Source organism: Clostridium disporicum (assembly GCF_001405015.1).
GTDB lineage: Bacteria > Bacillota > Clostridia > Clostridiales > Clostridiaceae > Clostridium > Clostridium disporicum_B.
Map to the genome: position 1 here is coordinate 83,247 of NZ_CYZX01000010.1, position 12,827 is coordinate 96,073.

15 protein-coding genes are annotated in these 12,827 nt (G+C 29.6%); all 15 read right to left on the reverse strand.

What is annotated here, in order from left to right; translation table 11 throughout:
* Positions 1-3: 3 nt before the first annotated feature.
* On the reverse strand, positions 4-1,401 hold the full coding sequence (atpD, locus tag ARA56_RS08295) for a F0F1 ATP synthase subunit beta (protein ID WP_055265627.1): 1,398 nt from the start codon (positions 1,399-1,401) through the stop codon (positions 4-6).
* A gap of 15 nt (positions 1,402-1,416) precedes the next feature.
* Positions 1,417-2,262: an ATP synthase F1 subunit gamma gene (gene atpG / locus ARA56_RS08300; protein ID WP_055265629.1), complete on the reverse strand. Its 846-nt coding sequence runs from the start codon at positions 2,260-2,262 to the stop codon at positions 1,417-1,419.
* A 33-nt stretch (positions 2,263-2,295) separates the two neighbouring features.
* Positions 2,296-3,810 (reverse strand): F0F1 ATP synthase subunit alpha, encoded by a 1,515-nt coding sequence (atpA, locus tag ARA56_RS08305; RefSeq protein WP_055265631.1) that lies wholly within the window; start codon positions 3,808-3,810, stop codon positions 2,296-2,298.
* A gap of 10 nt (positions 3,811-3,820) precedes the next feature.
* Positions 3,821-4,360: a F0F1 ATP synthase subunit delta gene (locus ARA56_RS08310; RefSeq protein ID WP_055265633.1), complete on the reverse strand. Its 540-nt coding sequence runs from the start codon at positions 4,358-4,360 to the stop codon at positions 3,821-3,823.
* 1 nt (position 4,361) lies between these two features.
* Positions 4,362-4,841, reverse strand: a complete 480-nt coding sequence (locus ARA56_RS08315) for a F0F1 ATP synthase subunit B (protein WP_055265635.1) — start codon at positions 4,839-4,841, stop codon at positions 4,362-4,364.
* A gap of 44 nt (positions 4,842-4,885) precedes the next feature.
* Positions 4,886-5,119 (reverse strand): ATP synthase F0 subunit C, encoded by a 234-nt coding sequence (gene atpE, locus ARA56_RS08320; RefSeq protein WP_032117250.1) that lies wholly within the window; start codon positions 5,117-5,119, stop codon positions 4,886-4,888.
* A gap of 121 nt (positions 5,120-5,240) precedes the next feature.
* Complete coding sequence (locus ARA56_RS08325; protein WP_055265637.1) at positions 5,241-5,924, reverse strand: F0F1 ATP synthase subunit A; 684 nt, start codon at positions 5,922-5,924, stop codon at positions 5,241-5,243.
* Entirely contained in the window at positions 5,903-6,295 is a 393-nt protein-coding gene (locus tag ARA56_RS08330) for an ATP synthase subunit I (RefSeq protein WP_055265639.1), read from the reverse strand. The genes ARA56_RS08325 and ARA56_RS08330 overlap by 22 nt, the downstream gene beginning before the upstream one ends.
* A 263-nt stretch (positions 6,296-6,558) precedes the next feature.
* Positions 6,559-7,740, reverse strand: a complete 1,182-nt coding sequence (locus ARA56_RS08335; protein WP_055265641.1) for an acetyl-CoA C-acetyltransferase — start codon at positions 7,738-7,740, stop codon at positions 6,559-6,561.
* A 189-nt stretch (positions 7,741-7,929) separates the two neighbouring features.
* Positions 7,930-8,424 carry a deoxycytidylate deaminase gene (locus ARA56_RS08340; protein WP_055265643.1) on the reverse strand — a complete coding sequence of 165 codons (495 nt, stop codon included), beginning with the start codon at positions 8,422-8,424 and terminating at the stop codon, positions 7,930-7,932.
* Positions 8,425-8,655: 231 nt separating this feature from the next.
* Positions 8,656-9,285 (reverse strand): uracil phosphoribosyltransferase, encoded by a 630-nt coding sequence (upp, locus tag ARA56_RS08345; RefSeq protein WP_055265645.1) that lies wholly within the window; start codon positions 9,283-9,285, stop codon positions 8,656-8,658.
* Positions 9,286-9,366: 81 nt separating this feature from the next.
* A complete protein-coding gene (gene rpiB / locus ARA56_RS08350) occupies positions 9,367-9,822 on the reverse strand; it encodes a ribose 5-phosphate isomerase B (RefSeq protein WP_055265647.1) in 456 nt (151 codons plus the stop codon).
* A 151-nt stretch (positions 9,823-9,973) separates the two neighbouring features.
* The gene (locus tag ARA56_RS08355; RefSeq protein ID WP_055265729.1) at positions 9,974-11,023 is read right to left on the reverse strand and encodes an L-threonylcarbamoyladenylate synthase; all 1,050 of its coding nucleotides are present in this window, start codon (positions 11,021-11,023) and stop codon (positions 9,974-9,976) included.
* Positions 11,024-11,042: 19 nt separating this feature from the next.
* Positions 11,043-11,369 carry a hypothetical protein gene (locus ARA56_RS16940; protein WP_242855905.1) on the reverse strand — a complete coding sequence of 109 codons (327 nt, stop codon included), beginning with the start codon at positions 11,367-11,369 and terminating at the stop codon, positions 11,043-11,045.
* 317 nt (positions 11,370-11,686) lie between these two features.
* Positions 11,687-12,772 (reverse strand): peptide chain release factor 1, encoded by a 1,086-nt coding sequence (gene prfA / locus ARA56_RS08365; RefSeq protein WP_055265651.1) that lies wholly within the window; start codon positions 12,770-12,772, stop codon positions 11,687-11,689.
* Positions 12,773-12,827 lie beyond the last annotated feature (55 nt).

Here is a 12,827-nt window from a genome sequence, read left to right on the forward strand (position 1 = left end):
AAATCACCCATTCATTTTACTTGCTTTTTCTTTAACCTCATCTATAGTTCCTGAAAGCAAAAATAATGATTCTGGAATATTATCACACTTACCTTCTAATATTTCTTTAAATCCTCTTACAGTTTCTGATATAGGCACATACTTACCCTTCATTCCTGTAAATTGTTCAGCAACAGTAAATGGTTGTGATAAAAATCTTTGAACTCTTCTAGCCCTTGCTACAACCTTTTTATCTTCATCTGATAATTCATCTACACCTAGAATAGCTATTATATCTTGTAACTGTTTATATCTTTCTAATATATTCTTAACTTCTGTAGCAACGGTATAATGTTCATCTCCAATTATTCTTGGATCTAATAATCTTGATGATGACTCCAATGGATCAACAGCAGGATAAATTCCAAGCTCCGATATAGCCCTTGATAAAACAGTCGTAGCATCTAGATGCGTAAATGTTGTAGCTGGTGCTGGGTCTGTTAAGTCATCTGCTGGAACATAAACAGCTTGAACAGATGTTATTGAACCATTTTTTGTTGAAGTAATCCTTTCTTGTAAAGCTCCCATTTCTGTAGCTAATGTTGGTTGATATCCAACTGCTGATGGTATTCTTCCAAGTAAAGCTGAAACTTCTGAACCTGCTTGAGTAAATCTAAATATATTATCAATAAACAGAAGTACATCTTGTCCTTTATCTCTAAAGTATTCAGCCATAGTAAGCCCTGTCAATGATACTCTCATTCTTGCCCCAGGAGATTCATTCATTTGACCAAATACTAGAGCAGTTTTATTTATTACGCCTGACTCCTTCATTTCGTAATATAAATCATTACCCTCTCTTGATCTTTCTCCAACCCCTGTAAATACAGATAATCCTCCATGTTCAGTAGCTATATTATTAATCAACTCTTGAATTAATACAGTTTTCCCAACTCCAGCACCACCAAAAAGACCTATCTTACCGCCTCTTTGATATGGAGTTAACAAATCTATTACCTTTATCCCTGTTTCAAGCACTTCAGGTTCTAACGATTGATCTTTAAAGCTTGGAGCTGATCTATGAATTGGATATCTCTCTTTTGATTCTATAGGTCCTTCATTATCTATAGTATTTCCTAATACATTAAATACTCTTCCTAATACCTCTTCTCCTACAGGAACTGTTATACAATTGCCTGTATCTACTGCTTTCATTCCTCTCTTTAGTCTATCAGTTGCTTCCATAGCTATAGTTCTTACTATATCGTCTCCGATATGTTGCTCAACTTCTGTAACTAATTTTTCTTTTCCAATCTCTATTTCTATTTTATTATAAATATTAGGAAGCGAATCTGAATCAAACTTTATATCAACTACTGGCCCTATAACTTGAACAACCTTCCCTACTTTTTGTTCTCCCATAATGTTTCCCTCCTATTATTTTTGAGCTTCAGCGCCACCAACAATCTCTGAAATTTCTTGTGTAATAATACTTTGTCTAATTCTATTAAATTTAATATTTAATGTTCTTAACATTTCCGTTGCATTATCAGTCGCACCATCCATAGCCATCTTTCTTGCACTTTCTTCACTTACTCTAGATTGTAATAAACACTCCATTAATTTGCTTTTAATATATAGGTTCATTGCATTATTAAATACGCTATCTATATTAGGCTCAATAATATATTTATCTTGTTGATTATCCTTTTTTTCTATTGGTAATAGTTTTATTACTTTAGGTACTTGATTTATTGGAGATTTAAAAATTGTGCATACTATATTTACTTCAGTTATCTCACCATTTCTATAAGCTTCATTTATAATATTGTATAATTCATTAACTTCTTTATTTGTTGGTACATCTGGCATATCAATAATATGTTTATTTGATTTAAGCTTAAATTTATCAAAATACGATATTCCTTTTTTGCCAATAAGAATGATTTCACTCTCTTCCTTATCTTCTATAACTTCTCTAAAATAAGATACTACATTATTATTAAATCCACCACATAATCCAGCATCTGATGTAATAACTATATATAATTTTTTTCCTTTGATTCTATTTATATATATTGATTCATAATCATCAGGTAAACTATTAACTAATTCTTGTACTATTTCCTCAATAACTTTCACATACTCATTATTATCAGTAAGCCTGTTTTTTACTTTCTTCAGCTTAGAAGTGGCAACAAACCCCATAGCCTTAGTTATCTTCTTAGTACTTTGAATAGATTGTATTCTTCTTTTAATCTCTACAAGTCCAGATGTTCCCACAATAATGCCTCCCAAATAAATATATAGGTAGCCCTATATATTTTCAGTAAATATCTTTTTAAACTCACTAATACATTCTTCCATATCACATTTTATTTCATCTGTTAAAACACCCTTATTTTTTATGTCTTTTAACATATCTCTATAATGTGTATCTGCAAATTCTAATAATTGCTCCTCAAATTTTGAAATATCAATTAGTTCTATATCAGATAAATAATTATTACTTACAACATATAAAATTAGTATTTGATATTCTACTTTCATAGGTTGGTATTGCTTTTGCTTCAATATCTCTAATATTCTTTTTCCTTTTTCTAATCTTTCTTTAGAATCTGTATCTAAATCTGAGCCAAATTGTGAAAATGATGCTAACTCTCTATATTGCGCAAGCTCTAATCTTAAATTTCTTGACACTTGCTTCATAGCTTTTATTTGAGCATTACCTCCAACTCTTGATACAGATATTCCTGGATTTACAGCTGGTCTTTGTCCAGAGTTAAACAAATCACTTTCTAAAAATATTTGTCCATCTGTAATTGAAATAACATTAGTAGGTATATATGCTGTTACATCTCCTGCTAAAGTTTCTACTATAGGAAGTGCTGTTAAAGAACCTCCCCCTTTTTCTTTAGATAATTTTGCAGCTCTTTCTAAAAGTCTTGAGTGAATGTAAAATATATCTCCTGGATAAGCTTCTCTTCCTGGTGGTCTTCTTAGCAAAAGTGACATTGTTCTATATGCTACAGCATGTTTTGATAGATCATCATAAACAATTAGAACATCTTTTCCCTTATTCATAAAATACTCTCCAATTGTACATCCTGCATAAGGGGCTAGATATTGTAATGGTGCTCCTTCTGATGCTGTTGCTGCCACAATTATAGAATAATCTAACGCATCCATTTTATCTAAGGTATTAACTATATTTGCTACAGTAGATTGCTTTTGCCCTATTGCAACATATATACATATTACGTCTTTACCTTTCTGATTAATTATAGTATCTATAGCTATAGCTGTTTTTCCTGTTTGTCTATCTCCTATTATAAGTTCTCTTTGTCCTTTTCCTATAGGAATCATAGCATCAATAGCTTTAATTCCAGTTTGTAACGGCTCCTTAACAGATGTCCTATCTATTATTGTTGGTGCAGGTGCTTCAATAGGTTTAAACTCTTCATAGTATATAGGGCCTCGTCCATCTATTGGTTCTCCTAAGGCATTTACTACTCTTCCTAACATATCTTCACCAACAGGAACCTCTGATATTTTATTGGTCCTTTTTACTATATCTCCTTCTTTTATCCCTTCTTCAGGTCCTAAAAGAACACACCCTACATTATCATGTTCTAAGTTTAATGCCATTCCATAGACACCATTTGGAAATTTTAATAATTCACCTTCCATACAGTCATCTAATCCATAAACTCTAGCAATATCATCCCCAACTTGGATTATAGTTCCTGTATCTTCAGTTTTGATATTCTTTTCATATTTTACTATTTCTTTTTTTATAATAGATGTAATTTCTTCTGGCTTTATATTCACCTTAACACCTCTATTCTAATTCAAGCATTAGTTCCCTTAATTTATCCATTTTAAATTTGATTGTTCCATCTATAACTTCATCTTCTACTTTTACATATATGGAACCTATTATATTAGGATCTATAATTCTTTCTAATATAATTTTCTTATTATATTTCTTCTCTAAATTATTTATTAGTAAATTATACTGTTCATCTGATAGCGGAATTGTTGTTTTTACAAATCCTTTTAATGTGTTATTTTTTTCAAGATTTATCTTTTCCATTTCATTTACTTTTTCTCTCAAATGCAGAATTCTATCTTTCTCAATTAAGATCAATAAGAAAGATAATAAATCTTCATCAATTTTATTTTTAAAAATGTTAATAAAAGCCTTTTTCTTATTTCTTGTTCCAACTTGAGGATTCTTAATAAACTCATAAAACTCCTCATAATTATCAATTAACTCACATATTAATTTTAAAGTTTCAATATATTCATCAACTTTTCCATTTTCATCCGCAACTTCGTAAAGAGCCATTGCATATCTTTTATCTAAAAATTCATACATGTTAATCTCCTACTTTAGAGATAAATTCATCTATTAACTCTTTATTTTTTCCTTCATCAATATTTTTTTCTATTAATTGCTCTGATAACTCCATTGCTAAGTTAACATATCTCTCTTTTAAAACATATTCATTTCTTTTCTTTTCTCTTTCTATTTCTACTCTAGCTTTTTCTTTTATAATTTCAGCCTCTTTCTTCGCTTCATCAATTATGTCTTTGTATATATTCTCAGCCTTCCTCTTTTCATCTTCAGTTATTTTCCTACTTTTTCTTTTTAATTTTTCTATTCTCTTTTCACTTTCTATGCTTATTGTTCTTGCTTTTTCTGTAGCTTCTTCAGCTTCTAAAAAAGTTTTATTTATATATTCTTCTCTTTCATTTATTACAGCCTTAACTTTATCAAAAAAGAAATGTTTTAATATCATATATAATATTGCTGTATTTACAATTGAAGCTAGTATAACCCCTATATTTATTTCCATGATGAGTTTTCTCCTTTCTGAGAATTATCTAAAACCTTAAACCCTTAGCTTATTCCTACGAATATTAGTAAAATTGATACTAATAAACCATATATTGCAGTTGCTTCAGCAAATCCTGCTCCTATCATTAATGCAGTTGTTATCTTACCACTTGCTTCTGGCTGTCTAGCAATACCTTCAACCGCTTTAGCTGTTGCATTACCAATTCCAATTGCAGCTCCTATACCTACTAATACTGCTATTGCAGCAGCTAATGCTCTTACTGACTCTTGATCCATAATTAAATTCCTCCTTAAAATCTTTATATATTATTAAATAAAATTCTTTCTACTCATGTAAAATTAGTAAATTCAAATCACTAAATTACAGATACCTTATATGTTAAGTTTAGATTCTTACTTAATGTTCAACTGTTATTTTAGTATTTATCATTGTTAGCATAACAAATATAACCATTTGAATTGCTCCATCAAATATATCAAAATATGCATGAAGAGGTATTGGTAATCCAATTTCAGCTATCCATGCTAATGATGATAAAGCTTTATATACCAATTCAACTAAAACCGTTGCAGCTAATATGTTTCCAAATAATCTTAAAGCTAGAGATATAGGTAGCATAACTCTTTCTAAGATATTTATTGGTAACATAACTGCCATTGGTTTTGCATATCCGCCAAAGTAACGTTTTATACCTGTTTTTCTAATTGTATAAACTTGTATAAATACAAATACTATTAGTGATAATGCAATTGTTACACTAAAATTCTTAGTAGGTGCAGCTATTCCAACTAATCCAGTTAGATTCATTGTTAAAATAAATATAGCCAATGTACCTATAAAAGGTATTACATCTCTATATTCCTTTCCCATATTGCTATCCACAACATTTTTAATTAAGTTATATAAGTATTCAACAATCACTTGCTTCTTACTCTGTGGTTTACTTTTCAAATCTTTTGTAGAATACCATGCCAAAATCCCAATAAGCAGTATTATTACTAGTTGTATTATTGCTTCTGGTTTTATGTCTATTATTAGCCCCCCGAGATTAAATGAAACTATAGGTTTGTATGACTCCATTTACTCACTCCCCTTTGCATTTTTAACCAAGTTATTGTTAATACTACGAAAAAACTTATAAAACCTAATACGTAAGCTAAAAGTTTTTCGATGTTATATATAAATGGATACGCTATAATAATTATTGTTATAATTCTTAAAATATAACTTAATGGAAAAACATATTTAATAATCTTTTTTTTACTATTAATAGTCTTTTCAAGCATAACTCCACTAAGTATAAAATTTATAGTTGCAACTAATAATCCTAAAGAAAATATGAAAGCTAACATAGCATGTCCAATTACTAACAAAATCAAATTTATTATTGCCAATATCAATATTACATCTTTAATAAGTATCTTTAATAAACTTTTTGTTTCTCTATTCATATACTATTACTCCTTAGATAACTTCTGTAATTATAGCTCTTTGGAACCTTAATATAAAATTTAATATTTCCTAATATTTGGTTATTTTTACTTATTTTATTATTATATTTTTATATTATTCACTCTTACTTATATTTTTTAACTCTATCTCATCTTATGAATAACCAATTAATTTTATGATTTATAAAATTAATTTAGCTGAATTTTCAGATTCTATACCACAAAAAAAGACCTTACTAAAGTGTAAGATCTTTTTTCATTATTTATTCTCTTTCTACTACTAAAGCAGTACCCATTCCTCCACCTATACAAAGTGTTGCTAATCCTTTTTTAGCATCTCTCTTTTCCATTTCGTGAAGTAATGTAACTAATATTCTAGCTCCTGAAGCTCCTACCGGATGTCCAAGTGCTATTGCACCACCATTAACATTTACTTTACTCATATCAAATTTTAAATCTTTAGCAACTGCTAAACTTTGAGCTGCAAAAGCTTCGTTTGCTTCTATTAAATCCATATCTTCAACTGTTAAACCTGTATTTTCTAATGCCTTTTTAGTTGCATAAAAAGGTCCATATCCCATAATTGATGGATCTAATCCTTTGCTTCCATAAGAAACTATCTTTGCCATTGGTTTAATTCCTAGTTCTGCTGCTTTTTCAGCACTCATAACCACTACTGCTGCTGCACCATCATTAATACCTGATGAATTTGCAGCTGTTACAGTACCATCTTTTATAAATGCAGGTCTTAATTTAGCCATACCTTCAATTGTAGATCCGAACCTTGGAAATTCATCTTGTGCAAATACCTTTGGTTCTCCTTTTCTTTGAGGAATAACTACAGGTACTATCTCATCAACAAATCTTCCATCTTTTATAGCCTTTTCAGCTTTTAATTGTGAATTTAGAGAAAATTCATCTTGCATTTCTCTTGTTAATCCCCACTCTTTAGCTATATTTTCAGCTGTAACTCCCATATGATAATTATTAAATGCATCTGTTAATGCATCATTTATCATTGTGTCTAACATCTTACCATCATTCATTCTTTGTCCCCATCTAGCACTTTTTAATGCATATGGAGCTTGAGACATACTTTCCATTCCCCCTGCAACAACTATATCTACATCTCCAGTTTTAATCATTTGAGCTGCTAATGATACAGTTCTCAATCCTGATCCACAAACCATATTTATTGTCATAGCTGGTACTTCTACTGGTAAGCCAGCTTTAACAGATGCTTGTCTTGCAACATTTTGTCCTAATCCAGCTTGTATAACATTTCCCATTAAAACTTCTTCAACTAATTCTGGTTTTATTCCTGCCCTATTTACTGCTTCTTTAATTACTAACGAACCTAGATCTACTGCTGGAACATCTTTTAACGCTCCTCCAAAAGATCCAATTGCAGTTCTTACTGCACTAACTATTACTACTTCTCTCATAATATACCCTCCCATATATTTCATAAATAATAAAGTTGTCAATTGTTAAGCAATTAATAGCTTTATTATAACATTTGACCCTTTTAACCTTCAACCATATTTTGTATGTTTTATATTTATTTTACATTTGTTTTTTATGTAAAATACCTTTTATATATATGATTTAATATTATACTATATTACTCTCATCTATATATTTTCAATGTCCATTGATAGATGTATATTTTTTTCTTTCGGTGTAAGCTGTCTTAATTTAACACCAGTAGCATTAAACATTTTTTTTGAAGCTTTCACCGAATCTGTATCAGCATATTTATCACTTAAATATACTACTTCCTTTATACCAGATTGGATAATAGCCTTAGCACATTCATTACATGGAAATAATGCAACGTATATAGTACATCCACTTAAATCTTTTCCTTTAGCATTTAATATTGCATTTAATTCTGCATGTACTACATAAAGATATTTTGTATCTAATGTTTCTCCTTCTCTTGCCCAAGGAAACTCATCATCAGAACATCCTTTAGGAAGCCCATTATACCCTATACTTTCTATTATATTAGAACTATTAACTATACAAGCTCCTACTTGTGTACTAGGGTCTTTACTCCTCATTCCTGATAATAAAGCTACAGACATAAAATAATCATCCCATTTTAAGTAAGTTTCTCTTTTCATAAAAACACCACCTTAATATATATTAGGTTAATAGAATAGTTATTATAACAATTTATTCAATTAAACTTTAAGAATTTAGAATTAAGACTTTAGGAATATAATTAACTAATCTGATTTTAAATATTTATAAGTCTATAAACTACCTAGTAGTTTCATCTTTAACTTTTCATTCTTAACTTAAAAAGTCATTCGTACTTTATACAAAAAACGAAGCGCATGCTTCGTTTTTTATTACTTAGTTCCGAAAAGTCTATCTCCAGCATCACCTAATCCTGGTACTATATATCCTTTTTCATTTAGTTTTTCATCTATAGCAGCTACGTATATATCAACATCTGGATGTTGTTTTTGTACTAACTCTATTCCTTCTGGTGAGGAAATTAGGCACATTAATCTTATTTTTTTAGCTCCTCTTTGCTTTAATAACATTATAGCATCAGCAGCTGATCCACCTGTAGCTAACATTGGATCTACAACTATTACATCTCTTTCTGCTATGTCTTGAGGAAGTTTACAGAAATATTCTACTGGTTGTAGAGTTTCTTCATCTCTATATAATCCAATATGACCAACCTTAGCTGCTGGTATTAAGTTAAGTATTCCATCAACCATACCAAGCCCAGCTCTTAATATAGGAACTATTGCCATTTTCTTACCAGCTAACATTTGACATGTAGTTTTACAAATTGGAGTTTCAATTTCAACGTCTTCTGTTTCTAAATCTCTAGTTACTTCGTATGCCATTAACATAGATACTTCTTCAACTAATTCCCTAAAATATTTAGACCCTGTATCCTTACTTCTTATATAAGCCAACTTATGTGATATTAATGGGTGTTTCATTTCTGTTACTTTACTCATTGTTTATTCCTCCTAAATTAAATCAACTAATTTATATACTAACAATTAACATATACATATCAATTATTGGTTTTACATTAACTATTTGTTATTTCTATATTTCTCTTCTATCTTAGTTATCTTTTCTAATCTTCTAACGTGTCTATCGCCTTCAAATTCAGCTCCTAAGAAAGCTTTAACTATATCTATAGCTAATCCTTTACCAACTACTCTTTCCCCCATAGTTAATATATTAGCATCATTATGCTCTCTAGTTGCATGAGCACTAAATGTATCTGAACAAAGTGCTGCTCTTATTCCTGGAACTTTGTTGGCAGCTATTCCAATTCCTATTCCTGTTCCACATATTAAAATACCAAAGTCATACTCTTTAGCTACTACTGCTTCTGCTACTGGTAAAGCTATGTCTGCATAATCACAAGATTCCTCTGTATATGTACCAAAGTCCTTAAACTCTATATTTTGTGATTTTAAATAATTAGCTATCTCAGCTTTTAAATTTAAACCACCATGGTCACAACCTAACGCAATCTTCATAAAATCATCCTCCAACTTCTTCTAATGATTAATTAAGATAGAATGAGTAGTAATTTATAATGCTATATTACTAACTTTCTCCCTAAGTTCTTAATTTTTAATTATTTTTTATTTATAAAAAAGGAAGATAGGTTCCCCCATCCTCCATTAATTAAACATCTATAATATCATATCCAGCAGCTTTATTAAGCCTATTCATTATTGCAAGTCCAACCCCAGCTTCTTCAAAGCCTTGACATAAAATATATTGAACTCCTAAATCATCGCATTTTCTTAAAGCTTCAAAAAGATTTTGAGCTATTTGATATAAATCTTTTTCGCTACCTAATGATATGATTTCACCCTTATTAAATCTACTTACATTTTCATCTGTTGTTAGTATTGCTACTTTATTATTTTTATCTATATAATTCTCTAACATTTCTGAGATAATTTCAATAGTTTTTTCATTTTTGCCTCTAATTATTTTCAGAGATGCCTTAGGTGCATAATGTCTATATTTCATCCCTGGAGCCTTTGGCTTTAAATTATCACTTGGCTTACTCATCAAAGCTTTATCTATCTCTATTCTAGAATCAACCTCTCGTAACATTTCTAGAGTAATTCCGCCAGGTCTTAATACCATTGGTGGATTTACGGTACAATCTACAATAGTTGATTCAACACCTATATCACTTTTATTCCCACCTAGAATATAATCTACTTTTCCGTCTAAATCTTCAACACATCTTTCTACTTCAGTTGGACTAGGTCTTCCTGATATATTCGCTGATGGAGCTGCAATAGGTTTTCCTGATAACTCTATAAGCTTTAATGCTATTTCATTATTAGGCATTCTTATCCCTATAGTATTAAGTCCTGCACTAGTTTCATCTGGAATTATCTCTTTTTTATCTAAGATTATTGTTAGAGGACCTGGCCAAAACTTATTCATTAAATCTTGAGCTACCTTAGGAACATCTTTAACTAGATTTGATAAATCTTTAGAACTAACATGAACTATAAGTGGATTATCTTGTGGTCTCCCTTTTGCTATAAAAATCTTTTTTACGGCTTCTGAATTTAATGCATCTGCTCCTAGTCCATATACTGTTTCCGTTGGAAATGCTACTATTCCACCATCTTTAATTATACTTCCAGCTTCTTTTATATAATCTATATCATCTCTAATATCTTTTATTATGGCAACCTTTGTTTTCACAAGACTTACCTTCTTTCTTTTAAAATTCATTTTGCCTTCTTGCTATTTTAATATTATCTATAGCAGAGCTTGTATATACAGCTTTTACACAATTTTTATATATTATTTCTAGTAAAATATATTTATTTAAAGCTCCTCTATTTATTATTTGAAAATAATAAGTATCTTCAGGATTTAATTTTTTAAGCATTAAATATTCATGATTAACTTCTGGATATCTCTGTAAAAACGATTTACTAATATGTTTTAATGATTTATTTCTAAATTTCATAGTTGTAACTATTATTATTTCCATATCTTCTTTAGTATCATTGGTATGTACTATAGCTATTTTATCACAAATCAAAATATTCTCTTTTGAAAATAGTCCATTTTTGAATTTTAACTTATTATTTAAACATGAAAATTTTAACTTATAAAAATTAATCTTATTCAATATAGATAAAAAAATTAGTATTTCTAAAATTAATAAATATAAGTATATGAATTTTGACCTTATATTTGATAAGTAAACCATCATAGGTAAGAAGATACTTAAAAATATCATAGTACTATAAAATAATTTTTTTAATTTATTCTGCCTTTTTAATGCTTTATCTATGTACATAATTTATTTACCTATTCTAAAAGCCCTACATTATAAATGCAAGGCTTTTAATCTTATTACATAGAATCAGTATTTCCCATAGCTTTCATCTTTTCTGCTTGGTCAGCAGTGATTAAAGCATTGATAACTTCATCTATATCTCCATTTAAATAACTATCTAATTTATAAAGTGTAAGACCTATTCTATGGTCAGTTACTCTTCCTTGAGGATAGTTGTAAGTTCTTATTCTTTCACTTCTATCTCCAGTACCTACTTGGCTCTTTCTATCTTCAGCTATTCCAGCCATTCTCTCAGCTTCAGCTACCTCATAAAGTCTAGCTCTTAAAATTTTCATAGCTTTTTCTTTATTTTTAAGCTGTGATTTTTCATCTTGACATGAAACAACAGTATTAGTTGGTATATGAGTTATTCTTACAGCTGAATCTGTAGTATTAACGCATTGACCTCCATTTCCTGATGCTCTGAACACATCAATTCTTAAGTCTTTATCATTGATTTCGATATCTACATCATCAACTTCTGGTAAAACTGCAACTGTAGCAGTTGAAGTATGAATTCTACCACTTGATTCTGTATCAGGAACTCTTTGAACTCTGTGAACTCCACTTTCATATTTTAGCTTTGAGTAAGCTCCAGAACCTTTTATCATAAATACAACTTCTTTAAATCCACCGATATCAGTTTCATTTGCACTCATTAATTCAACTGACCATCTTTGGCTTTCTGCATACTTTGTATACATTCTGAAAAGATTAGCTGCAAATAATGCTGCTTCATCTCCCCCAGCTCCTGCTCTGATTTCAACAAATACGTTCTTATCATCATTAGGATCTTTTGGTAATAACATTATTTGAATTTTATTTTCTAATTCTGCTTCTTTTTCAGATAACATAGAAATTTCTTCAGATAACATCTCTCTCATCTCTTTATCTGACTCTTCACTTAACATTTCCTTATTTGCTGCTAAGTCTTCTACAACTTTTTTATATTCTCTATAAACAGTTACTAATGTTTCTAATTCTGCGTGTTCCTTACATAGCTTTCTCCACTCACTTTGGTTGGCCATTATTGAAGGATCTGATATTTTAACTGATAGTTCTTCATATTTATTTTCAGTAAATGCTAATTTATCTAATAACATAGTATCACTCCATACTCTAATTTTTCACATTTTAGTATTATATCATAGTAATTGT

Bases quoted from the DNA above. Each gene is read 5' to 3' on its own strand.
- atpD (WP_055265627.1), bottom strand. From the start codon at position 1,401: ATGGGAGAACAAAAAGTAGGGAAGGTTGTTCAAGTTATAGGGCCAGTA.
- ARA56_RS08310 (WP_055265633.1), bottom strand. From the start codon at position 4,360: ATGTATGAATTTTTAGATAAAAGATATGCAATGGCTCTTTACGAAGTT.
- ARA56_RS08315 (WP_055265635.1), bottom strand. From the start codon at position 4,841: ATGGAAATAAATATAGGGGTTATACTAGCTTCAATTGTAAATACAGCA.
- atpE (WP_032117250.1), bottom strand. From the start codon at position 5,119: ATGGATCAAGAGTCAGTAAGAGCATTAGCTGCTGCAATAGCAGTATTA.
- ARA56_RS08325 (WP_055265637.1), bottom strand. From the start codon at position 5,924: ATGGAGTCATACAAACCTATAGTTTCATTTAATCTCGGGGGGCTAATA.
- ARA56_RS08330 (WP_055265639.1), bottom strand. From the start codon at position 6,295: ATGAATAGAGAAACAAAAAGTTTATTAAAGATACTTATTAAAGATGTA.
- ARA56_RS08335 (WP_055265641.1), bottom strand. From the start codon at position 7,740: ATGAGAGAAGTAGTAATAGTTAGTGCAGTAAGAACTGCAATTGGATCT.
- ARA56_RS08340 (WP_055265643.1), bottom strand. From the start codon at position 8,424: ATGAAAAGAGAAACTTACTTAAAATGGGATGATTATTTTATGTCTGTA.
- upp (WP_055265645.1), bottom strand. From the start codon at position 9,285: ATGAGTAAAGTAACAGAAATGAAACACCCATTAATATCACATAAGTTG.
- rpiB (WP_055265647.1), bottom strand. From the start codon at position 9,822: ATGAAGATTGCGTTAGGTTGTGACCATGGTGGTTTAAATTTAAAAGCT.
- prfA (WP_055265651.1), bottom strand. From the start codon at position 12,772: ATGTTATTAGATAAATTAGCATTTACTGAAAATAAATATGAAGAACTA.